The following is a 22023-nucleotide window of genomic DNA, read 5'->3' as shown; positions in this document are numbered from 1 at the left end:
TCGGGCGCGGTGAAGGCAGACGTTCAGGGTGATCGTGCATCGGCCACGATCCGACTGATCGTGGGCTGGCTCACGCCGTAGAGCCTTGCCATGTCCGCGGCCGTCTTGCGTCCCGTGAGGACGCTCTCTGCCACCTCGTGTCGCTGGGCGGCGGAGAGTTTCGAGCGTCGGCCGCCGACGCGCCCCTCGGCCCGGGCTTGACGGAGACCGGCGGCGGTCCGCTCCTTGATCATGCCACGCTCGAACTCGGCGAAGGCACCCAGCATGTGCATCATCATCCGGCCGGCCGCCGTGGCCGTATCAATGGCTTCTGTCAGGGATCGGAAGCCCGCCCCGGCCGCCTCGACCTTCTCCATGACGATGAGGGCATCGCGCAACGATCGCGACAAGCGGTCCAGTTTCCACACGACGAGGGTATCGCCTGGCCGCAGGTGGTCGAGCAGCCGCTGGAGTTCCGGCCGGTCCCAGCGCCCGCCGGACGCGACCTCCTCGAAGATGCGCTGGCACCCTGCCTCGCGCAGCGCGCGGGCCTGGGAGGCGGTGGACTGGTCGTCGGCGGTGGACACGCGGGCGTAGCCGAGGAGCATGGTACGGGAAGCCTTTCGCAAACGGCCGTTTCCGCATGCGATCGGCAGGGTGCGGTCGCGTCGAGCGTTCGGCCTTTCACAATCCTCTTTCGCTGGCGGCGCATACCGCAAGGGGTTTCCGAAAGGCGCGACGGCAGGCCGGGTGGGCCGTTGTCCAGCCCCGGCACGGGGCCGCAGCGCAGCGGAGCAGGCGGAGGGGCGCCGCGCCCCTAAACAGGCGCCGAAGGTGCCCCGGAGCCTGTGTGTCAACGTCGCGGTCGGGCGGGTAGGATCAGTTCACGATCCGCAGACGCGGACGTGCCGGACGGTCGTCGTCAAGCGGACCGTAGAAGCGTCCGAAGACCTCGTCGCCGACGCGGCTCATGTCGACGAGCTCCGCCGGACGGAAACCAAGGTCCGTAATGTGCGACCGCAGGATGGAGGGGAGCACCGTCGGGCGGTCGGCCGCGAAGTCGAGGCTCGCCGGCTCGCGGACGCGCCATCCTCTCGTGCTGATCTGGGTCCAGAGATACCGCTCCTGGTTGGACGAGACGGCCCCGGCCGCCTTCGCAGCCAGCAGGAGAGATTGCATCGAGACGCGCCACTCCGGCTTGAGGGCGGCGAGGAGTTCAAGGGTCACCTTCCGCCCGCGGAAGACCTCCCGCATCTCGTCCGGGGGCAGCAGGAACGCCGAAGCGAACTTGTTCGCCTCGTCCTCCATCTCCGGCGTCGGGAAGCGGTGCATGACCAAGTGGCCGAGTTCGTGGGCGAGCGTAAAACGAAGGCGATCCGCCGGATGGTCCCGGTTGAGGAGGATGATCGGCGGCCGGCCCGGCGCCGCGAACGTCACGCCGCTGACGGAGGCTCCCTGAAAGTCGGACTCGCCGACGATCACGCCGGCGCGTTCGGCAAGCCGGGTCAGGTTCTTGACGGGCCCGCCCGGCATCTTCCAGTGCGCACGAACGAGCGACGCGATCCGCTCCACGGAGCCGTACTGCTCCACGTCGAGGACGGGCAACTGACTGACGGGTTCGAACTCCACACTCTCCAGAAAGGTGCGCAGGTGGAACAGTCGGACATTCAGTTCGGCCGTGATCATGTCGACGTCACGGCGGGTGAGTTCCGACTTCTTGCCGCGGAACATCGTGTGGACGCTGACAGGGGGGCCGTACACGGTGTCGGTGATCGAGAAGAACTCGCGCGGGAGGTCGAACGCCCGCGCGACGCCCGAACGCATGTCGTCGTCCGGGTCGATGAGGTCGTTCTCGATCCGAGAGAAGACCGCCTGGGCAACGCCCAGACGGTCGGCGGCGGACTGCTGAGTCAGTCCCCGCAGGTGGCGCGCCAAGCGCACCAGGTCACCGAAAGTGGCCATTTCATTCTTTCCTGTCGGCCTTCTTCGGGCCGACCTTCGGCTTCACCATGGACATGTCGTCGTCGTCCGGGGCGGGCGCCAACGGCAAGGGGATCACCGTCCCCGTAGCGGAGTCGGCGTCGTCACCGATCTCGTAAAACCACAGGAGACGGTTCCCGTCGCGTGCGACGACGAGGACCTTCTCGATCTCGTTGCCGATCACGTTCGTCTCATACAGCACCTCCACCTTCACCGCTTCGGATGGCATGCCCGGGAGGTCTTGCTGGGGATCGACGAAGGCCAGCGACGCCTGCGTCTGAATGTTTCGACCGAGATGGGACTCGTCGCCCTTCTTGAAGCGCAGGAGCACCTTGTCGTCAAAGCAGAACTTCACGGTCTGCGTCTCGTGCAGCACGCGGACGCCGGGGACGCCGACGAACGTTGACGAGGCGCGGCGGGCGACCGCGTCGAAGATGTCATTCGTGACAGTGCGAGGGTAGAGGCGAGGACCAAGATCGTTCTCCCGTCGATACTGGTCGACGGCTTGTACCTCGGCGAAGCCGTCGAGGATGGCACCCCGGATCTTGGAGTGGTGAGGTTCGAGCGTTGCTCGGACGGTATGCTCTGGATCGTGGTCCATGGCTGTTCCCGTTGTCGACTGTCGGGGAGGGTAACGCCAAGATTTGCAAATTCAAGTTTTTTTATTCAGTTCCTATTCGGGATGGGCTGGCCGGGACGCAGGTCTCCAGACGTTGGTCACCTGCCGTTCACCTGATTCCTTGACCGAAATCGAACCGTCGATGCAGTACGCAACCGTCACGAGCAACAACGTGACAGCGAACCAATGCGGGCAATCGATCTCTTCTGCGGTGCCGGGGGCATGTCCCTCGGTCTGACACGGGCTGGCTTCCAGATCGTCCAGGGGTACGACGCGAACGAGAAGGCCCTGAGGGTCCACGGCGCGAACCTCCGCCGGCCGCTCGATCGGCTTTTCAAGCGCGACCGCCACCGGAAGGCGGACCTTGCGGACCTCCTGACGATGGCGCCCACCATCGCCGCCCTGGAGCCCGACATCATCGTCGGCGGCCCGCCGTGCCAGGACTTCTCCTCGGCCGGCAAGCGTCAGGAGGGACGCAACGCGTCCCTGACGCTCGGCTTCGCCGTGGCGATCATCACCGCGAGGCCCGCGTGGTTCGTCATGGAGAACGTTCCCCGCGCCCGGAAAACGAAGACGTACGCGAAGGCGCGCGCCCTGTTCGTCAAGGCCGGCTACGGACTGACGGAAGTCGTACTCGACGGCAGCCGCTACGGCACGCCGCAGATGCGCAAAAGATTCTTCGCCGTGGGAAGGCTCGGGGAGGCCGACGGCTTCCTCACGTCGGCCATCGCCGAGGCCGCCTCTCCCCGTCGCATGTCGATCCGCGATGCCCTCGGCGACGACGTGGGCGTTCACCCGGGCGGGGACCATCCGCCAGAGGCCCGCGCATTCTTCATGCGGCCCTACACAGGGCATTCGGGCGTCCGGTCGATCGACCTCCCGTGCCCAACGCTCCTGCGCAGTGCGCATGAGGGACCGCAGAACTGGTACACGGACCACGAGCGCGACATGGCGCCGTCGGCACTCGTCGACCCGCTGCCGATGGATGTCCTTTCCCGCATCCAGGGCTTCCCCGCGGACTGGGACTGGCTCGACATCCCGGCGACCAGGCAGAGGATGTTGATGATCGCCAACGCGGTCCCCCCTCCGTTGGCGGAGGCAGTCGGGCGGGTAATCCTCGCACGCGAACGGGGCGAGTCGATCCCGACGACGGAGAAGGCATTCGACGCCTGGCTCCAGAAGGGTCGCAGGGGTCTTACCGGGCAGTCCCTTCGGAACCGGCGGCTGCACCTGAAGCAGGCACGGAAGCTGTTGGGCGGTCGAATCCTTGCGGACCTCGACGCCGAGCTGGCGCTCCTGGAGCGCGCCGAAGGTTTCTCGACGCTGTCGACGAACGCGAAGTCGGACCTGCGGCGCGCATTGCGCTCGCATGCCAAGTGGCGCGCGGAGGTTGCCGCGAAGCGCAAGGCTCGGGCCGAGGCAAGGCTTGAGAAGCTGCGCACGCCTGTCCCGCGCCGCCCGCTCGGCGCGCCTGTCCGCGTTCCGGCGTCGGCGGCATTCCTCGAAGCGGCCGAGTAGGGCCCGGGTCGCCGAACCCCCACCCGGTCCTTCGGACCAGCTCCACCCCTCCCCGCGGGGAGGGGTTCACGCCCCTCGCAGGGGCGTTGCCGGGTGCGGGCGGGTCGCGCCGGCTACGCCGACGCTCTCCGCCCGCGCATCTTCGCAAGGGTACGGAGGTTGCGGGTCTCCTCGTCGGGGTCGGGTGTGTCATCCATGCCGACGAACCCGGACGGGTCCGTGTCGTCGTTGAGCCACATCTGCCAAGCCAGCATGTGGCGGGCGCCGACGATCGCGGGCACGTCCTCGGCGGGGACGCCCGGCCGCGGGGTGAGGTACGCGAGCACCCCCAAGTCGGGATCGAATCGAACCTCGGCCACAAGTTGGCGAAGCTGTTCGGCGAGACGCGTCCTGATCGCGTGCCGGTCGTCGCCCTCCGCTTCCTCCATCGCCCGTGACAGGTCCACGGCCTCGCCGAGACGGGCGCGTAGGCCGGGGTCGGCGGCGGCCGTCGCGGCGGCCTTCTCGGCCTCGCGGAGCTCGCGCTGGATGGTCTTGGCCTCCTCGCCGAGCGCCCGGTAGCGGTCGGCCGCCCCGTCGTCCCCGTCCTCGACCAGTCCGAGGAGGCGCTTGCGGCGGCCCTCGACCTCGGCGAGGCGAGCGCCGAGGATGGTCACGCGATCGGCCTCGGCGGTGGGCTGCGCGCCGCGGAGGACCGCCCCTGCGTCGAGGTAGGCCAGCCCCCGGAGGAGGCGGCGTTCGATGCGGTCGGCACGCCACCTCGTGCCGTTCTCGCACCCCGCGCCGCGCCGTTGCGTGGCGCACTCGAAGTACGTCCCGCCCTTCGGTGGCGGTCCCTTGTCGATCACGTACATGGACCCGCCGCAGCGGGCGCACTTGCCAAGCCCGAGGAGAAGGTGAGCGACGCCGCGTCCCCGTCGACCGGCTGCGATGCGGCGGCCCTTCGATGCCTGCCGGGCCCGCCAGTAGGTCTCCTCGTCCACGACGGCGGGGTAGTAGCCCCTGATTGGGTTGCCCTCGGGCTGGCGGTTGCCGCCGCGGTGGGTGCCCGAATGCGGCTGGTACTCGCCGAGCGCGAGGCGTCCGCCCAAAATCTTGGCGACGGTGGACGTCTGCCAGCCGATGCCGCCTCGCCATGTCGGGGTTCCGGCCGCGTTGAGCCGAGATACGATCTGCCGTTGCCCGTAGCCCTCGATCGCCATGTGGTAGATGCTGCGCACGATCTCGGCGCGGTCCTCGCGGAGGACGAACTTGCCGTCCTCGATCGCGATCCACTCGGGACAGCGCAGCGTGAGGGGCCGGCCCTCATCGCGTGCCGCGGCCTTCTTCCTTGCCCAGGCGGCCCCAACTCGCTCTCCCTTCGTCCGGGACTCCTCGTGGGCGCGAGCCATCACTGCGATCGACACGATCAGCGGCGTCCAGTCCGTGCGCAGGCGCTCCTCGGAGTAGACCTGACCGTCGGAGAGAGTCACAACAATGACTCCCGCGCGGATCAGGTCGAACAGCCGCGCCGCGGCATCCAGAACAGCCTCTCGGGACAGACGGTCCAAGGACTCGACCACTAAGTACGAGCCGTGCGGGACCTCCCCCGCCTCAACCAAAGCAAGGAATCGCTTGAGGGCGCCGATGTCCCGGTGAGCGCCCTTGTACGCGGATATGCCCAGGTCCCGGAGGCTGTCGTCCAACTCCAGCCCGCGAGCCTGGCACCAGTCCCTCGCCCTAGATAGCTGACGACGGAGTGAGTCGCCGCGTGCCTGCTCCGGCGACGAGAAGCGTATGTAGCTGAAAGCCTTGGGCATCGGTAACCGTCCGTCGGGTTCGATGCTGTTAATGTAGCACACCTTGCTCTTCGTCGGGCCGCCCGGTTCCGGCAAGTCGATGCTGGCGGCGCGGCTGCCGTCGATCCTGCCGGCGCTCGGCCCTCGCGAGCTTCTCGAAGTCTCGATGATCGCCTCGATCGCCGGCGAGCTGTCCGGCGGCCGGCTGACCGACCGCCGGCCGTTCCGCTCGCCGCACCATTCGGCCTCGATGGCGGCGATGGTCGGCGGCGGGCTGAAGGCGAAGCCCGGCGAGGTGTCGCTGGCGCATCGCGGCGTCCTGTTCCTCGACGAGTTCCCGGAATTCACCCCGGCCGTCCTCGATTCGCTCCGCCAGCCGATGGAGAACGGCACCAGCGTGATCGCGCGGGCGAACCACCATGTCAGCTATCCGGCCGACTTCCAGCTCGTCGCGGCGATGAACCCGTGCCGCTGCGGCATGGCGGGCGAGCCGGGTCACACCTGCGCCCGCGGACCGCGCTGCGTATCGGACTATCAGGCGCGCATCTCCGGCCCGCTGATGGACCGCATCGATATCCGGATCGAGGTGCCGGCCGTCACCGCCTTCGACCTGATGAAGCCAAGCTCCACGGAAAGCTCCGCCGCCGTCGCGAGCCGCGTCTCGCGGGCGAGAGCGATGCAATCCGCTCGCTTCGAGGCGGCCGGCCTGCCGCCGGACACTGTCAACGCCCGCTGTTCCGCCGCCCTCATCGAGACCGTCGCCACCCCGGACGAGTCCGGCGCGCGGCTGCTGCGCGAGGCGGCGGAGAAGCTACGCTTCTCGGCACGCGGCTATCACCGCATCCTGAAGGTCGCCCGCACGCTCGCCGACCTCGAAGGCGACGAGACCGTCCGCCGCGTCCACCTCGCCGAAGCCATCTCCTACCGCATCGCCGGCGAGCGGCTGCAGGCGGTGGCTTAAGCGGCCTTCGCCGGCCCGACCCGCATGATCTCGCCGTCGTCGGTGGCGACGTAGATCGCGCCGTCCGGACCCTGCTGCACGTCGCGGATGCGCTTGCCTATGCCGTCCAGCAGCCGTTCCTCGCCGACCGGCTTCGTGCCCTCGAACTTCACCCGCACGAGGTCGCGCGTCGCCAAGCCGCCGAAGAAGGCGCTGCCCTTCCAGCCGGGCGCGGCGTCGGCGGTGTAGAACGCCATGCCGCTGGCCCCGATCACCGGCGTCCAGTGGTGGATCGGTTGCGTCAGGCCTTCGCCCGACTGTTTGCCCGTGCCGACCGGCGTTCCGTCGTAGTTGACGCCGAAGGAGACGAGCGGCCAGCCGTAGTTCCTGCCCGCCTCCGCGACGTTCACCTCGTCGCCGCCTTTCGGGCCGTGCTCGGAGACCCAGAGGGCGCCGGTCTCCGGGTTCAGCGCCGCTCCCTGGATGTTGCGGTGGCCGTAGCTCCAGATTTCCGGCCTCGCCCCGCTTTGCCCGACGAAGGGATTGTCCTTCGGCACCGAACCGTCGCGGTTGATCCGGATCACCTTACCGAGGTGGTTGTCGAGCTTCTGCGCATTCTCGCGGATCGGCACGTCCGAGCGCTCGCCGAAACCGGCGAAGAGGTGGCCCTCCCGGTCGAAGACGATGCGCGAGCCGAAATGCTTGTTGCCGTCGTATTTCGGCAGTTGCGTGAAGATCTTGCCGACGTCTTCGAGCTTCGATCCGTCGTTCGCCAGCTTCGCCTTGCCGATCGCGGTGGAGTTGCCGCCGTCGCCGGCTTCCGAATAGGTGAAGTAGATCGTGCGGTTGGCCGCGAAGTCCGGGTCGAGCGCCACGTCGAGGAGGCCGCCCTGGCCGCCGGAGTCGACCTCCGGCACGCCGGCGATCGCCTCGCCGACTTCGCCGTTCGCGGAGACGATCCGCATCGTCCCGCCCTTTTCCGTCACCAGCATCGCGCCGTCGGGGAGGAATTCGAACGCCCAGGGGCGCGTCAGGTCGTCGGTGATCGTCGAAACGCGCAAGAGGCCGGCCTCGCTCCGCACCGTTTCGTCCGCCGCCAGCGCGGGCAGCGGCAGCGCGCCTGTGGCGAGGGCGAGCATCAGGGTCAGGCGTCGCATGGGCGTCTCCTCCGAAACCGTGCCCGACAAGTCGGTCGAGAAGCGGCTACCGGAAAGCCCCTTGGCGCAACCGTGATCGGGGCGTCATCGGATGCGGGCGAGGATCTCCGCCGCGGCAGGCAGGAGGGCGAGGCGCTGCTGCGGTCGCGGGCCGATCTGCTCGATGATGTGCGCCGCGGCGATCGTGCCGAGCTTCGCCGCATCCTCGTTCGAGAGGTTGGCGGTGTAGCCGCGCAAGAAGCCGCTGGCGAAGAGGTCGCCGGCGCCGGTCGTGTCGAGCAGTTGCCGGACCGGCGTCGCGACGACGTCGATCCGCGTCCCCTTCTCCACCACGGCGCAGCCCTTTTCCGAGCGCGTCACGCAGGCGATGCGGTGAGTGTCCTCGCCGATCCGGCGGATCGCCTCGTCGAGGTCGTCCGTCTCGTAGAGCGCCAGCGCTTCCGCCTCGTTGGCGAAGACGATGTCGACGGTGCCCGAGCGCATGAGATCGAGGAACTCGGCGCGGTAGCGGTGAACGCAGAACGAGTCCGACAGGGTCATCGCGACCTCGCGGCCGTGCTCGTGCGCGATCCGGGCGGCGAGGCGGATCGCGTCCTTGGCGCGCGGCGGATCCCAGAGGTAGCCCTCGAAATAGGTCACCTTCGCGCTCGCGACCAAGGCGGCGTCGACGTCCTCGGGACCGAGCTCGACGCAGGCGCCGAGATAGGTCGACATCGAGCGCTCGCCGTCCGGCGTCACCAGGATCATCGAGCGCGCGGTCGGCGGCTCGCCAGCGAGCGGCCTCGTCTCGTAGACGACCTTCTGCGCCCGGATGTCGGCCGTGAACACCGTGCCGAGCGTGTCGCTCGACACCTTGCCGATATAGGCCCCGCGACCGCCGAGCGAGACGACGCCGGCCACCGTGTTGCCGGCCGAGCCGCCGGAGGTCTCCACCGCCGGCCCCATCGTGTCGTAGAGGGCGGTGGCGCGGGCCGTGTCGATCAGGGTCATCGCGCCCTTAGTGACATCGTGATGCGCCAGGAATTCTTCGGGCACCTGCGCGATGATGTCGACGATCGCGTTGCCGATCGTCAGAACGTCGATATCCGCCGCTGCCATGCGCGCTGCCCCTCTTGGCCCTTTCGCGCCGCATAGCGGGTGCCGTCGCGGATGGCGAGTCCCGGCGCGGAAAGGGCGGCTCGCCGCCGCCGCTTGCTTGCGAGACGATGCTTGCCGTCAGGCAGCCGGCTTCGCCGCCCGCCGGTTGGCCGCCCAGCCCGCCAGCACCTTGTCGAGCGTCATCGGATAGTCGCGCACCCGGACGCCGGTGGCGTTGTAGATCGCGTTGGTGACCGCCGCGCCGACGCCGGACAGCGCCAGCTCGCCGATGCCCTTGGCCGCGAGCGGCGAGGCCGCGAGGTCGCGGTCCGGCAGCAGCACGACCTCAAGCTGTGGCACGTCGGCGTTCACCGGCACGTGGTACTCGGCGAGGTCGTGGTTGACGAGAAGGCCGGTGCGCGTGTCGACGACCAGTTCCTCGTGCAGCGCCCCGCCGATGCCGAAGATCTGCCCGCCGTAGCACTGCGACGTCGCTGTCTTCTCGTTGAGGATGCGCCCTGTCGCCGCGACGGTGAGGAGCCGCCGCACGCGCGTCTCGCCGGTCACGGCATTGACGGCCACCTCGCAGAAATGCGCGCCGTAGCTCGCCTGATGCGTTTCCTTGAACTGCCGTCCCGGCTTGAACGTGCCCTCGACCACGATCGGCTTGGTTCCGACGATCTCGCCGACGAGGCGCTGCCGGTTGCCGGCGATCACCGTGCCGTCCTTCAGCGTCACGTCGTCCGGCTTCTCGCCGAGGCGTTTCGCGATCTCCGCGACGACGCCCTCGCAGGCCGCGAACACCGACGAGCCGGACGAGTTCGCGCCCCAGGAGCCGCCCGAGCCGGCCGCCTGCGGCAGCGCCGAGTCGCCGAGCTTGACCGCCACCTTCTCCACCGGCAGCCCCAGCATCTCGGCCGCGATCTGCTGGAGGATCGTGTAGGTGCCGGTGCCGATGTCCGTCATGTCGGTTTCCACCAGCGCCGTACCGTCCGGGTGGAGCGTCACCCGCGCCGACGACTGCTGGAGGAGGTTCTTGCGGGACGCCGCCGCCATGCCGATGCCGATCAGCCATTCGCCTTCCCGCCGGCTCATCGGGGTTTCCGGGCGATCCGCCCAACCGAAGCGCTTCGCACCCTCGTCCATGCACTCGACGAGCTTGCGCGACGAGAACGGCAGCCCGTCCTGCGGGTCGACTTCCGGCTCGTTGGCTTTCCGGAATTCGATCGGATCGAGCCCGAGCTTTTCCGCCATCTCGTCCATGGCGTTTTCCAGCGCCAGCATGCCGACCGCCTCGCCGGGCGCGCGCATGGAAGCCCCGAGCACGATGTTCACATCGGATTTCCGGTGCGTGATCTGCCGGTTCTCGCCGGCGTAAAGGAAGACCGTGGAGATGCCGGCCGGCTCGAAGACATTCTGCTCCGGCAGGTTGCCGGAGATCGTGTCGTGCGCGATGGCCGTGATCTTGCCGGCTTTCGTCGTGCCAATGCGGATGCGCTGGATCGTGTCGGGCCGCCGCACCGTCGTCTGGTAGACTTGGCTCCGGGTGAGCGCCACCTTGACCGGCCGCCCGACCGCCTTCGCGCCGAGCGCCGCGAAAACCGATTCCGGCGCGATGCCGAGCTTCGAGCCGAAGCCGCCGCCGACGTAAGGCGAAACGATCCGCACGTTCGACTTCGCGATGCCGAGCGCGGCCGCGAGTTGCCCGACATTGGTGGAGACGAGCTGGTACGAGCCGTAGACCGTCAACTGGTCGCCGTTCCAGGAGGCGATGGAGGCGTGCGGCTCCATGGCGGAGGAGTTCTGGCTCGGCGTCGTATAGGTCGCCTCGAACTGCGCCTCCGCCGCGGCGAAGGCCCTGTCGACGTCACCCTTCCGCACCGTCGAGGGCATCACCTGCTCGCCGGGATCGTAGGCCTCGTCCTTGACGGCGAAAAGGTCGTAGCTCCCCTCCGTCGTCTCGTACTCCACCTCGACGAGGCGGGCCGCGTCGCGGGCGATCTCGTAGGATTCCGCCACCACCATGCAGACCGGCTGGCCGTGGTAGCTGACGGTGCCCTTGATCGCGCTCGGCTTCGAATCGCTCGGGTCGGCCGAGGCTCGCGCGGCGCGGTCGTCCACCACGACGTGAAGGACGCCCTTCATCGACAAGGCCGCCAACGGATCGATGCGCCTGATCTTCGCCGATCCGACCGGCGCGGTGACGAGATAGCCGTACGCGACGTTCCGGCCGACGAGCTGCTCGTAGGCGTATTTCGCGGTGCCGGAGACCTTCAGCGGCCCCTCGAAGCGGGGCAGCGCCCGGCCGATGACATTTTGGCCGTTGCGGTCGAGCCGCGTCTCGCCGACCGGCCTGTCCATCTTATACGTGTTGGAAAGGCTCATGCCGCACCTCCCGCTGCGATGCCCGTCACCTCGGCCAGCACCGCCGGCAGGGTGCGCCGCATCAGCTCGATCTTGAAATCGTTGTCGCCCTGGCCCTTCGCTTGGCTCAGGAGGATGTCGGCGGCCTTCTCGAACAGCGCCTCGGACGGCGCTTCGTCGATCAGCGTCTGTTCCACCGCCTCGTCGCGCCACGGGACATGTGCGACGCCGCCGAAGGCGAGCCGCGCCGTTTTGATCCGGCCAGACTCCACTTTCACCACCGCCGCCACCGAGATCAGCGCGAAGGCGTAGGATGCGCGGTCGCGTACCTTTCTGTAGATCTGCCGCCCGCCGAGCGGGGCGGGGAGATGCACCGCCGTGATCAGTTCGCCGGGTTCGAGGCTCGTCTCGACTTCCGGCGTCGAGCCGGGAAGCCGGTGGAGTTCCGCCACATCGAACCGCCGGGTCGAGCCATCGGCCTTCACCGTCTCGACCTCGGCGTTGAGGGCGCGCATCGCCACCGCCATGTCGGACGGATGCGTCGCGATGCAGTGCTCGGACGCGCCGAGGATGGCGTGGATGCGGTTGAAGCCGCCGATCGCGTCGCAACCCGAGCCGGGCTCGCGCTTGTTGCAGCGCGCCGACGGCTCGTAGAAGTAGCCGCAGCGCGTGCGCTGGAGGAAGTTGCCGCCGGTCGAGGCCTTGTTGCGAAGCTGGCCGGACGCGCCCGCGAGCAGCGCCCGTGCCAGAACCTCGTAATCCTTCCGGATGCGCGCGTTCGCGGCGAGGTCGCTGTTCGTCACCAGCGCGCCGATCTTCAACCCGTCGCCGTTGGCCGTCACGTCCTTCAGCGGCAGCCGGGAGATGTCGACGAGCGTATCCGGCACCTCCACCTGCAGCTTCATCAGGTCGAGGAGGTTGGTGCCGCCGGCGATGAAGCGGGCGGTCGCGCCCTTCGCCGCGATTGCGGCCTCAGTGGGGTTCGCGGCGCGGACGTAGTCGAAGCTCCTCATGCCGCGCGCCTTTCGTCCGTCTTGCCGACCTCGACCGCGGGCGCCGCCTCGCGGATAGCGTCGACGATGTTGGGATAGGCCGAGCAGCGGCAGAGATTGCCGCTCATCCGTTCCGACACTTCCGCCTCCGACAGCGTCGGCGCGGCGTTGATGTCGGCGGAGGCATGGCTCGCCCAGCCGTCCGCCACCTCGCCGAGCATGCCGACGGCGGAGACGATCTGCCCGGGCGTGCAATAACCGCATTGGTAGCCGTCGTGCTCCAGGAAAGCCTGCTGCATCGGGTGCAGCTTGCCGGGCTTGCCGAGCCCTTCGATGGTCAGGATCTCGTCGTCCTCGTGCATCACCGCGAGGGAAAGGCAGCTGTTGATGCGCCGGCCGTTGACGAGGATCGTGCAGGCGCCGCACTGCCCGTGGTCGCAGCCCTTCTTCGAGCCGGTGAGGCCGATATGCTCGCGCAACGCATCGAGCAGGGTGGTGCGGATGTCGAGATCGACCTCGTGGATCTCGCCGTTGACGTTGAGCCGGGTCACACGCGCTCCCTTCCCTGGCGGTTTGTAATCGTTCCAGACTACGAACGCGGGAGGGGTGGGATGGTTGAACGGCCGACCTGTAGCCGCGACCGGATTAGCTCTCTCCCGCTCCAGCGGTCGGCGATGGATGGCGTGCCGTCGGCATCGGCGGTAGCACCAACAGGAACAGTCGGCGGCCCGGCACCTCGATGCGGCGGTGGAGGAGGGCCGAAAGCGCGACCACCGGGACGAGGGTCAGGACAATCGCGCTCACTTCCAGGACGTTCGCCCTGCTCCCGGCGATGCGGCCGGCGAGGCCGAGCGCCGGATTGATGCAGAGGAAATGCGCGAGATAGACGGCGTAAGACCATTCGCCGAGCCGATGGACCGGCCGGCCGGCAAACAGCGTGTCGCCGAGGCGGCCGCCGTCGGCGAGAAGCGCGACGACGAGCGGAAAGAGACAGACGGCGGCCGCGTCGAGCCCTTCTTCGACGAGGACGATGGCAGTTATTCCGGCGACGAACAGGGCGATGTCGGCGCGCAGGGCCGCCCGCCCGGCCCGTTTCGGGCGGAAGCGATGCGCGAGGACACCGAGGACGAAACCGCCGAAACAGCGGACGGCCGGCAGCGGCGAGCCCTCCCGCACCACGTCGAGCGGCCCGTTGATCCCGGCGCCGGACAGGGCAACCATCGCGATGGAGGCCACCGCCAGGACGGCGAGAAGGGGAGCCGCGAGTCGGCTCCGCGCCAGCGCCAGCGCCATCGCCGGGAACAGGAAGTAGACCAGGAACTCCGTGCTGATCGACCAGGACACCCCGAGAAAGCGCGGCGCGTCGAAGCCCCAGGAATGCGTCATGGTGAGGTTCGCCGCCCAGTCGCCCGCCGAGGCCGCCGATCCTGCCGCGCCGGGGCCCCGGATCGCGTTCTTGACGAAGTAGACGAGGGTCAGGACGAGGTAGAGCGGGTAGAGGCGCGCGACGCGCTTGCCGATGAAGGTGGCATAGCTGCGCAGGTCGAACCCGCCCGAGAACAGGTTCATGTAGTTGTAGGCGATGATGAAGCCGCTCAGCACGAAGAACAGGTCGACGGCGATGTAGCCGTGCCGGAACGGCGCGGGCGCCGGGATGCCGAACCGCTGCTCGACGGCTTCGCCGACATGGTAGAGGACGACGGCCACCGCGGCGATGCCGCGGATGCCGGTCAGTGCTCGCAACTCCTCCCTCGCCATCCTTGGCTTCCCGCCCTCCGCCTGCCGCCGGCGGTCAGAATTCGATGCCCTTCTGGGCTTTCACGCCGGAGCGGAAGGGGTGCTTCACCGCTTCCATCTCGGTGACGAGGTCGGCGAGATCGATCAGTTCCTCCTTGGCGTTCCGGCCAGTGACGACGACGTGCTTCATCGGCGGCTTGGCGCGCAGCGCCTCCAGCACCTCCGCCATCGGCAGGTAGTCGTAGCGGAGCACGATGTTCAACTCGTCGAGGAGCACGAGGTCGTGCCTGTCGTCCATGATCAGCGCCTTCGCCCGCTCCCAGGCGGCGCGGGCCGCCTCGATGTCGCGCTGGCGGTCCTGTGTCTCCCAGGTGAAGCCGTCGCCCATCGCAGTGATCGTCACCGCGTCGGGGAACCGCTCCAGCGCCGCCCGCTCGCCGGTCTCCCACCGGCCCTTGACGAATTGGACGATGCCGACGCGCATGCCGTTGCCGAGCGCCCGGAAGACGAGGCCGAAGGCGGCGGTGGACTTGCCCTTGCCCTTGCCGGTGTGGACGATGACGAGACCCTTCTCCACAGTCTTCGTCGCGAGGATCTTGTCGCGCGCGGCCTTCTTCTTCCGCATCTTCTCGGCGTGGCGGGCGTCGAGCTCCGCCTCGCTCATCGCGGCGACGACGGGAGACTTCTCGGCCATCAGGCTTCCTCCAGCGACAGAGCGAGAGAATTCGCGCGCGGGCGCCAGAGCCCCCGTTCCACCGCCTCGCGGAAACGCTCCCGCATCTCGGCGAGCGCGGCGGGATTGTTCGCGGCGACGAAGGCCGCGACCTCCTCGTCCAGAAGATAGGCGCGGTACACCGCTTCCCAGTGGTGGTCCAACACCGCGCCCGTCGTCGCGGCGAAGGCGAAGAGATAGTCGACGGTCGCGGCCATCTCGAAAGCGCCCTTGTAGCCGTGCCGCATGACGCCGGCGATCCATTTCGGGTTCGCGGCCCGGGCGCGCACCACCCGGCCGATCTCCTCCTCCAGCGCCCGCACGACAGGGCGTTCAGGGCGCGAATGGTCGTTGTGGTAGATGGCCGGCCGGCGAGCCGCGAGGCTTTCCGCCGCCGCCGTCATGCCGCCCTCGAACTGGTAGTAGTCGTCCGAGTCGAGGAGGTCGTGCTCGCGGTTGTCCTGGTTCTGGACTACCGCCTCGACCAGCGAAAGCCGGCGCTCGAAGCCGGCGCGGTCGGCCTCGCCCTCCTGTCCCGCGCCGTAGGCGTAGGAGCCCCAGACGAGATAGGCCTCCGCCAGATCGGCTTTCGTCTCCCAGCCGCGCTCGTCGATCAGCGCCTGCAGGCCGGCGCCGTAGGAGCCGGGTTTCGAGCCGAAGACGCGGAATCCCGCGCGGCGCGCGGCTTCCCGCCCGCTGAAGCCCGCTGCGACGAGCGCGGCGGCCTCCTCTCGCATCCGGCCCGCGATCGGATTGTCCCCCACGTCCTCGTCGAGCGCCCCGACCGCGCGGACCGCCCGGTCGAACAGCGCGATCTGCTCGGGAAAGGCGTCGCGGAAGAAGCCGGACACGCGAAGCGTCACGTCGACGCGCGGCCGCCCGAGGCTGGCCGGCGGAATCACCTCGAAGCCGCTCACGCGCCGGCTCGCCGCTTCCCAGACCGGCTTCGCGCCGATCAGCGCGAGGGCCTGGGCGATGTCGTCGCCGCCGGTCCGCATGTTCGCCGTGCCCCAGGCGGTGAGGCCGACGGTGCGGAGCGGTTCGCCATGGTCCTGCGCGTGGCGCAGGCACAGGAGTTCCGCCGACTTGCGGCCGAGCGCCCAGGCGGTCTCGGTGGGCACCGACCTCGTATCGACGGAAAAGAAGTTGCGCCCGGTCGGCAGGACGTCCGGCCGCCCGCGCGTCGGCGCGCCGGACGGACCGGGCGCCAGGAAGCGCCCGTCGAGGGCGCGAAGGAGCCCGGCGATCTCCGCCGGACCGGAGCGTTCGACAGAGGGCCTCAGCCGCGTCTCGATCTCGGCGACGACGGCGCGGGTGGCGGTCCATGCCGCGTCGGCCTGCGTTGCTCCGGCCACCAGCCCGGCCGCCAGCAGTTCGATCCGCTCCACCGTGTCGCCGGCCGTGCGCCATGGCTCGCCGGAGAGAGCCCGCAGCGCATCCGGCCGCGGTCCCGCCCAAGGCTCGCCCATCCGGCAGTCGAGCGGGTCGAGGCCGAGCGCGAGGTCGGCCGCGATGGCCCGCTGCAGCGAGGCGTCGCCGGGCGCGAAGCCGCGCGGCACCCGCGCCAGCGCCACGACGAGGTCCGTCAGCAGCCGCCCTTCCGGCGCGCAGCCGAAGACGTGGAGGCCGTCGCGGATCTGCATCTCCTTCAGCTCGCAGAGATAGCTGTCGAGCTTCTCGAGCCGCTCGCCTTCGTCGTCCGCCTCGACCAGGCCGGCGTCGCGATCCAACCCGATATCGGCGACGAGGTCGAGGATACGCTTCTTGAGCAGCTTCTCGCGGCGCGGATCGCCCTGCGCCGCCTCGTAGTATTCGTCGACCAGCGCTTCCAGCTCGCGCGAGGGGCCGTAGCTCTCAGCGCGCGTCAGCGGCGGCGTCAGGTGGTCTACGATCACCGCCGCGTTGCGACGTTTCGCCTGCGTGCCCTCGCCAGGATCGTTGACGATGAACGGATAGACGTTCGGCAGGGGTCCGAGCACGGCTTCCGGAAAGCATTCCTCTGACAGCGCCAGCGCCTTGCCGGGCAGCCATTCGAGGTTGCCGTGCTTGCCCATGTGGACCACCGCATGCGCGCCGAACCCTCCCCGGATCCAGGCATGGAAGGCGAGGTAGTTGTGCGGGGGCACGAGGTCCGGCGAGTGGTAGGTCGCCTTCGGGTCGATGTTGTAGCCGCGCGCCGGCTGCACCCCGACCGCGACATTGCCGAACCGCGCGAGCGGCAGCGCGAAGCCGCGTCCCTCGACGAACATCGGATCGCGCTCGGGCGAGCCCCAACGCTCCGTCACCGCGCCGCGCACCGTTTCCGGCAGCGCATCGAAGAAGCGGCGGTAGCTGTCCGGCGTCAGCCATTCGCGCACCGCGCGGCCATGATGGCCGGCATTGGTCGGGCCTTCGAGGAGATGCCGCACGAGAGCGGCGCCGTCCGCCGGCGGCCTGTCGCCGAGGTCGTAGCCGGCGACCCTCATCGCCCGCAACGCCTCCGCCGCGCCGGCCGGGGTGTCGAGACCGACGCCGTTGGCGATCCGGCCGTCCCGGTTCGGATAGTTCGCGAGCACCATCGCGATGCGCCGTTCCGAAGTCGGCGTCCGCCGCAGCCGTACCCAGTTCGCCGCGAGATCGGCGACGTGCGCCACCCTGCTCGCCACCGGTTCGTGCCGCACGATGTCGGTCTCGCAGGTCGCGTCCCACCGCGCAGCCGATTTGAACGCGACCGCACCGGCGAAGACGCGCCCGTCGATCTCCGGCAGCGCGACGCCCATCGCGAGGTCGCGGGCGCCGAGTCCCCGCGGCGAAGCGCGCCATTCGGCCTCGGACATCGATCCCAGCACCGCCTGCAGCACCGGCGCGCCGCCTTCGTCCAGCACCGTGCCGCCTGCTGCCCCGACCGCGAAGCCGGTGAGGTTCACCACCACTTCCGGCGGATGCCCGGCGAACAGCGCCCGCAGCGTCGCGACGGAAACCTCATCCTTGAGGCTCGTCACGTAGACGGGGAGGGGCGAGAGGCCGCGCGCCGCCAGCGCGTCGCACAGCGCCTCGACCGCGCCCGTCTGCCCGCTCTGCACGAGCGCGCGATAGAAGACGACCGCGGCGACGGGCGCGTCCGCCTTCGTCGTGACCCGCCTGTCGAGCATCCCGGCCTTCAGGATCGGTCGCGCTTCCGGCGGCATCGCGCTCCCGGCGAGGATCGCCTGGCAGGCCAGCAGGAAGTTCGCCGCGTTCTCCGCGCCGCCCTCGACCAGATACCGCCAGAGCCGGTGCCGCTCGGCTGGCTCTAGCGTCGACAGCGTGTCGAGCTCGGCGTCCGGCCGGTCGTCGCCGGGCAGGGCCGCTAACGGGATGCCGTGCTCCCGTGCGAGGGCCGCCAGCCGCTCGACGCCGTGCCGCCAGTAGCTCGCCCCTCCGAGCAGCCGGACGACGATCAGCTTCGCATGCCGCGCCGTCCGCTCGGCGTAGAGGTCGACCGACATCGGGTGCGCGAGGCGGAGGAGGTTCGCTAGCCGCAGCGAAGGCGCGGCGCTCCCGAGCCGGCCGGCCGCCGCGGCAAGGCAGGCGATCTCGGTGTCCGCCGCCGACAGGACGACGACGTCCGCCGGCGACTGCCGGAGGTCGATCGCCTCCGACCCGTCGGCGATCGTGCCGGCCTGGGCGGCGAGAAGATGCATCAGGCGGCGGCGCTGGCCGGCCGCTCGCCGGCGGCGAGCGCGGCGATCCAGGCGGCGATGCGAGCCTCCGCCGCCCCGTCCAGCCGGTCGTGCAGGCCGATCACCACGAGGCGCGTTTCCCGGGCCTCGCCGGGTTTCCACGCCCGGTCGAAATAGGTCTCGATCCGCGCGCCGACCGCCTGCACCACGAGCCGCATCGGCTTGTCCGCCACGGCGGCGAATCCCTTGACGCGCAGCACGTCCTCGCGGGCGATCAGGTCGCGCAGGCCCGCGGTGAACGCCGCGACGTCGGCGACCGGGCCAGCTTCGGCGATGAAGCTGTCGAAGTCGTCGTGGTCGTGCGCCACGCCGCCTTCGTGCTCGATCTCGTGGTGCGAGCGGCGGCTCGCGATGAGGTCTTCCGTGCCGGCGCCGATGCCGAGCAGCACCTCCGCGGCGAGCCGTCCGCCCGAGCTCGGCACCACCTTCAGCGCCCGGCCGCCGGCGGCCGCCTCCACCGCTTCCCGGGCGGCGGCCATGCCGTCGGTGCCGACGAGGTCGGCCTTGTTGAGGACGACGAGGTCGGCAGCGCGGATCTGGTCCTCGAACAGTTCCTCCAGCGGGTTGTCGTGATCGAGGCTGGCATCCGCTTCCCGCGCCGCGGCGAGCCTGTCCTCGTCGTCGGCGAAGCGACCGGCCGCGACGGCGGCGGCGTCGATCACCGTCACGACGCCGTCGACCGTGACGCGCGCCTTCACCTCCGGCCAGTTGAAGGCCGCGACGAGCGGCTGCGGCAGCGCGAGCCCGCTCGTCTCGATCACGATGTGGTCGAGCTGGTCGGCGCGTTCGATCAGCTTTTCCATGGTGGGGATGAAGTCGTCCGCCACCGTGCAGCAGATGCAGCCGTTGGTCAGCTCCACCACGTCTTCCTCGCGGCAGGTCTCCGCCCCGCAGCCTTTCAGAAGGTCGCCGTCGAAGCCGAGGTCGCCGAACTCGTTGACGATCAGCGCGATGCGCCGCCCGCCGGCGTTCTGCAGGAGGTTGCGGATCAGCGTCGTCTTGCCGGCGCCGAGAAAGCCGGTGACGACGGTGGCGGGAATCTTTTGCATGGGTCTCTAGCCTTTGAGAACGAGCGGCAGGCCGGCGGCGACGAAGACGACGCGCTCGGCTTTCGCCGCGAGGGTTTGATGGAGCCGGCCCGCATGGTCGCGGAAGTCGCGGGCCATGCGGTTGTCCGGCACGATGCCGAGGCCGACCTCGTTCGAGACGAGGATCACCGGCCCGGCGGGCGGTTCGGAGAAGAGCGCGGCGAAGCTTGCGGATTCCGCCTCCACGTCATGGCTCTCCAGCATCAGGTTGGTCAGCCAGAGCGTCAGGCAGTCGACCAGCACCGCGCGGCCGGGCGCGGCCTCGGCGCGGATCGCCTCGCCGAGCTCCAGCGGTGCCTCGACGGTGCGCCAGCTCGCGCCGCGCCGCTCGCGGTGGTGCCGGATGCGCTCCGCCATCTCGGTGTCGCCACCGAAATCCCGCGCCGTCGCGACATAGACGCCGGCGAGCTTCGCCGCTTCGACGAGGCCTTCCGCATACCGGCTTTTCCCTGAGCGCGCCCCGCCGAGGACGAGCGTCAGGCCGGGGGCGAGCGTCAAGGCCGCGCCCGCGGGCTCCGGAGCATGGATATGGCGTCGGGGCCGACCGCGCCGGGCGGCGCTCGGAAAGAATCGGTCAAGGGCTCAACCTCCGTGACGCCCGAGCGGGAATTCGCGCGGGGCTCAAGGGACGGCAGGTCTCCTGGCTCGCGGGTCGTTGGCGCCTTCCGGCCTTCCCGGGGCTCGCGCCCCAGTGGCCGTTCCGGCGGAGAACCGCCGGCGGAAGGAGCCTCGCCGCTCTACAGTCGCGGGGTCGGCTGCGATCGGAGGCCTCCGGTTTGGATCGGCCCTTCGCATTCCCTCTTGGCCCCGCATCCGAATCCGGATGCGGAAGACCGTCCGCCGCGAAGCATAGCCGCGCGGGAAGACGCGTCAACGCCCCGGCGCTGGCCGCGCCGGCTTCGCGCCTATCTTCCCGGGCCGACCCCGCAAGGAAGCCGCCGCCATGCCCCATCCGCTCGTCTCGCCCGACCACGTCGCCTTCGTCACGGGCGGCGCGTCCGGCATCGGCCTCGCGCTGGCGAAGCGCTTCGTCGAGGCCGGCATGCGCGTCGCGATCGCCGACCGCGACGAGCGGGCGCTCGACGCCGCGGTGGACGCGCTTGGCGCCGGCGACCGGGTGAAGGCGTTCCCGCTCGACGTCTCGAACCGGAGCGAACTCGAAGTCGCGGCGGACCGCGTCTTCGGTGCCTGGGAGGCGGTGCACGTCCTCGTCAACAATGCCGGCATCGGGCCGGGCTCGACCGTGCTGGAGGCGGCGAACTGGGACCGCATCCTCGCCGTCAACCTCGGCGGCGTCGTCAACGGCGCGCAGGTCTTCGTGCCGCGCATGCTGGAGGGCGGCGAAGCGGGCGTCGTCGTCAACACCGGCTCGAAGCAGGGCATCACCACGCCGCCGGGCGACCCCGCCTACAACGTCGCGAAAGCGGGGGTGAAGGTGTTCACCGAAGCGCTGGAGCACGACCTCCGCAATCGCGGCGAGGGCGCGCGTATCACCGCGCATCTCCTGATCCCCGGCTTCGTCTTCACCGGCCTGACGAAGGGCGAGCGGACCGAGAAGCCGGCGGCCGCCTGGACGCCGGAGGAAACGGCGGACTTCGCCTTGACCAGTCTGGAGCGCGGCGACTTCTACATCCTCTGCCCCGACAACGACGTGCCGCGGGCGCTCGACGAGAAGCGCATCGCCTGGTCCGCCGGCGACATCACCGAGAACCGGCCGCCGCTGTCGCGCTGGCACAAGGACTGGGGCGAGCGCTTCAGTACCTGGGAGCGTCCGCGGGGTTGAGCGGCCGCTCGCTGTAGCCCTTCGTCATCCGGTCCAGCGTCGCGTCGCGCCGCCCGAAGGCGTGGTAGAGCGCGAGCGCGGCGTGGATCGCGATGAAGGCCAGGAACGTCCAGGCGAGGAGCACGTGGGCGTTGCTGTAGACGGCGAACTCCGAGCCCGGCGCCGGCGTCTCGCTCGGGGGCACGAGCTGCAGCCCGTAGACGCGAAAACCCCGGCCGGAGGCGACCGCGCGGTAGATCATCAGCGCCGGGATCACCACCATCAGGGCGTAGAGCACGACCTGGCCCGCGGTCGCCGCCAGCCGTTCGAACCGCGCGCCGGCATGCGGCGGGCGGTTGTTGACGTTGGCGAGACCCCAGAGCCCGCGCAGGAGCACGAGCACGAACAGCGTGAAGCCGACCGAATAGTGCGTTCCCCAGAAGAACGCCGCGACCGGCGTGTCCTCCGCGAAGACGTGGAGAATCGCGCTGGTGAACTGCCAGACGAACAGCAGCGCCATGCCCCAGTGGAACGTCCGGCTGACGATGCCGAAGCCTTCGTGGGTGTCCGACATCTGTCGTCCGTCGACTGCGGTCGCGCTCATGCGGCTGCCTGTTCC

17 protein-coding genes, 1 pseudogene and 1 riboswitch are annotated in these 22023 nt (G+C 69.7%); of the genes and pseudogenes, 3 read left to right on the top strand and 15 right to left on the bottom strand.

Annotation, left to right across the window (positions count from 1 at the left end; translation table 11 throughout):
- Positions 1–23: 23 nt before the first annotated feature.
- From F6X38_RS12655 to F6X38_RS12645, 3 genes are all read right to left on the bottom strand, one after another.
- A complete protein-coding gene (locus tag F6X38_RS12655; RefSeq protein ID WP_150970188.1) occupies positions 24–587 on the bottom strand; it encodes a recombinase family protein in 564 nt (187 codons plus the stop codon).
- Between the two features lie 271 nt (positions 588–858).
- Complete coding sequence (locus F6X38_RS12650; RefSeq protein ID WP_150970187.1) at positions 859–1941, bottom strand: helix-turn-helix domain-containing protein; 1083 nt, start codon at positions 1939–1941, stop codon at positions 859–861.
- Between the two features lies 1 nt (position 1942).
- The gene (locus F6X38_RS12645) at positions 1943–2560 is read right to left on the bottom strand and encodes a hypothetical protein (protein WP_150970186.1); all 618 of its coding nucleotides are present in this window, start codon (positions 2558–2560) and stop codon (positions 1943–1945) included.
- A gap of 204 nt (positions 2561–2764) precedes the next feature.
- On the opposite strand from F6X38_RS12645, the gene F6X38_RS12640 reads away from it, so the two are divergent.
- A complete protein-coding gene (locus tag F6X38_RS12640) occupies positions 2765–4096 on the top strand; it encodes a DNA cytosine methyltransferase (RefSeq protein ID WP_019994354.1) in 1332 nt (443 codons plus the stop codon).
- 113 nt (positions 4097–4209) lie between these two features.
- On the opposite strand, the gene F6X38_RS12635 is transcribed toward F6X38_RS12640, so the two are convergent.
- Positions 4210–5895: a recombinase family protein gene (locus tag F6X38_RS12635; protein WP_425482853.1), complete on the bottom strand. Its 1686-nt coding sequence runs from the start codon at positions 5893–5895 to the stop codon at positions 4210–4212.
- Positions 5896–5932: 37 nt separating this feature from the next.
- Between F6X38_RS12635 and F6X38_RS12630 the strand changes: the two are divergent.
- Positions 5933–6835, top strand: a pseudogene (locus tag F6X38_RS12630) (YifB family Mg chelatase-like AAA ATPase); the annotation flags it as partial.
- Here F6X38_RS12630 and F6X38_RS12625 read toward each other — a convergent pair.
- The 10 genes from F6X38_RS12625 to cobU all read right to left on the bottom strand — a co-directional run bounded on the left by F6X38_RS12625 (position 6832) and on the right by cobU (position 20140).
- Complete coding sequence (locus tag F6X38_RS12625) at positions 6832–7971, bottom strand: PQQ-dependent sugar dehydrogenase (protein ID WP_150970184.1); 1140 nt, start codon at positions 7969–7971, stop codon at positions 6832–6834. The pseudogene F6X38_RS12630 and the gene F6X38_RS12625 sit on opposite strands and share 4 nt — an antisense overlap.
- A gap of 84 nt (positions 7972–8055) precedes the next feature.
- Positions 8056–9069 carry an adenosine kinase gene (locus F6X38_RS12620; RefSeq protein WP_150970183.1) on the bottom strand — a complete coding sequence of 338 codons (1014 nt, stop codon included), beginning with the start codon at positions 9067–9069 and terminating at the stop codon, positions 8056–8058.
- Between the two features lie 117 nt (positions 9070–9186).
- Positions 9187–11433 (bottom strand): xanthine dehydrogenase family protein molybdopterin-binding subunit, encoded by a 2247-nt coding sequence (locus tag F6X38_RS12615; protein WP_150970182.1) that lies wholly within the window; start codon positions 11431–11433, stop codon positions 9187–9189.
- Positions 11430–12425, bottom strand: coding sequence for an FAD binding domain-containing protein (locus F6X38_RS12610; protein ID WP_150970181.1), 996 nt, complete (start codon positions 12423–12425; stop codon positions 11430–11432). The genes F6X38_RS12615 and F6X38_RS12610 overlap by 4 nt, the downstream gene beginning before the upstream one ends.
- Positions 12422–12955: a 2Fe-2S iron-sulfur cluster-binding protein gene (locus F6X38_RS12605; RefSeq protein WP_202617975.1), complete on the bottom strand. Its 534-nt coding sequence runs from the start codon at positions 12953–12955 to the stop codon at positions 12422–12424. The genes F6X38_RS12610 and F6X38_RS12605 overlap by 4 nt, the downstream gene beginning before the upstream one ends.
- A gap of 94 nt (positions 12956–13049) precedes the next feature.
- Complete coding sequence (locus F6X38_RS12600) at positions 13050–14147, bottom strand: acyltransferase family protein (protein WP_161992740.1); 1098 nt, start codon at positions 14145–14147, stop codon at positions 13050–13052.
- 49 nt (positions 14148–14196) lie between these two features.
- On the bottom strand, positions 14197–14835 hold the full coding sequence (cobO, locus tag F6X38_RS12595) for a cob(I)yrinic acid a,c-diamide adenosyltransferase (protein WP_150970178.1): 639 nt from the start codon (positions 14833–14835) through the stop codon (positions 14197–14199).
- Complete coding sequence (gene cobN / locus F6X38_RS12590; protein WP_150970177.1) at positions 14835–18515, bottom strand: cobaltochelatase subunit CobN; 3681 nt, start codon at positions 18513–18515, stop codon at positions 14835–14837. The genes cobO and cobN overlap by 1 nt, the downstream gene beginning before the upstream one ends.
- The gene (gene cobW, locus F6X38_RS12585) at positions 18515–19603 is read right to left on the bottom strand and encodes a cobalamin biosynthesis protein CobW (protein WP_150970176.1); all 1089 of its coding nucleotides are present in this window, start codon (positions 19601–19603) and stop codon (positions 18515–18517) included. Before cobW ends, cobN begins: the two co-directional genes overlap by 1 nt.
- Before the next feature lie 6 nt (positions 19604–19609).
- A complete protein-coding gene (gene cobU / locus F6X38_RS12580; RefSeq protein ID WP_150970175.1) occupies positions 19610–20140 on the bottom strand; it encodes a bifunctional adenosylcobinamide kinase/adenosylcobinamide-phosphate guanylyltransferase in 531 nt (176 codons plus the stop codon).
- Positions 20141–20255: 115 nt separating this feature from the next.
- Positions 20256–20495: riboswitch (cobalamin riboswitch) on the bottom strand.
- 90 nt (positions 20496–20585) lie between these two features.
- Between cobU and F6X38_RS12575 the strand changes: the two genes are divergently transcribed.
- Entirely contained in the window at positions 20586–21425 is an 840-nt protein-coding gene (locus F6X38_RS12575) for an SDR family NAD(P)-dependent oxidoreductase (protein ID WP_150970174.1), read from the top strand.
- Here the strand turns inward: F6X38_RS12575 and F6X38_RS12570 are convergent.
- Entirely contained in the window at positions 21397–22008 is a 612-nt protein-coding gene (locus F6X38_RS12570) for a cytochrome b (protein WP_150970173.1), read from the bottom strand. The two genes, F6X38_RS12575 and F6X38_RS12570, sit on opposite strands and share 29 nt — an antisense overlap.
- Positions 22009–22023: the final 15 nt, after the last annotated feature.

This window comes from Plantimonas leprariae, assembly GCF_008802405.1.
In the GTDB taxonomy this organism is placed as follows: domain Bacteria; phylum Pseudomonadota; class Alphaproteobacteria; order Rhizobiales; family Rhizobiaceae; genus Plantimonas; species Plantimonas leprariae.
Note: the sequence above shows the minus strand (reverse complement) of the source record. Positions and strands in the feature narration are given on the sequence as shown.

Bases quoted from the DNA above. Each gene is read 5' to 3' on its own strand.
- F6X38_RS12655 (WP_150970188.1), bottom strand. From the start codon at position 587: ATGCTCCTCGGCTACGCCCGCGTGTCCACCGCCGACGACCAGTCCACC.
- F6X38_RS12650 (WP_150970187.1), bottom strand. From the start codon at position 1,941: ATGGCCACTTTCGGTGACCTGGTGCGCTTGGCGCGCCACCTGCGGGGA.
- F6X38_RS12645 (WP_150970186.1), bottom strand. From the start codon at position 2,560: ATGGACCACGATCCAGAGCATACCGTCCGAGCAACGCTCGAACCTCAC.
- F6X38_RS12640 (WP_019994354.1), top strand. From the start codon at position 2,765: ATGCGGGCAATCGATCTCTTCTGCGGTGCCGGGGGCATGTCCCTCGGT.
- F6X38_RS12635 (WP_425482853.1), bottom strand. From the start codon at position 5,895: ATGCCCAAGGCTTTCAGCTACATACGCTTCTCGTCGCCGGAGCAGGCA.
- F6X38_RS12625 (WP_150970184.1), bottom strand. From the start codon at position 7,971: ATGCGACGCCTGACCCTGATGCTCGCCCTCGCCACAGGCGCGCTGCCG.
- F6X38_RS12620 (WP_150970183.1), bottom strand. From the start codon at position 9,069: ATGGCAGCGGCGGATATCGACGTTCTGACGATCGGCAACGCGATCGTC.
- F6X38_RS12615 (WP_150970182.1), bottom strand. From the start codon at position 11,433: ATGAGCCTTTCCAACACGTATAAGATGGACAGGCCGGTCGGCGAGACG.
- F6X38_RS12610 (WP_150970181.1), bottom strand. From the start codon at position 12,425: ATGAGGAGCTTCGACTACGTCCGCGCCGCGAACCCCACTGAGGCCGCA.
- cobO (WP_150970178.1), bottom strand. From the start codon at position 14,835: ATGGCCGAGAAGTCTCCCGTCGTCGCCGCGATGAGCGAGGCGGAGCTC.
- cobN (WP_150970177.1), bottom strand. From the start codon at position 18,515: ATGCATCTTCTCGCCGCCCAGGCCGGCACGATCGCCGACGGGTCGGAG.
- cobW (WP_150970176.1), bottom strand. From the start codon at position 19,603: ATGCAAAAGATTCCCGCCACCGTCGTCACCGGCTTTCTCGGCGCCGGC.
- F6X38_RS12575 (WP_150970174.1), top strand. From the start codon at position 20,586: ATGCCCCATCCGCTCGTCTCGCCCGACCACGTCGCCTTCGTCACGGGC.
- F6X38_RS12570 (WP_150970173.1), bottom strand. From the start codon at position 22,008: ATGAGCGCGACCGCAGTCGACGGACGACAGATGTCGGACACCCACGAA.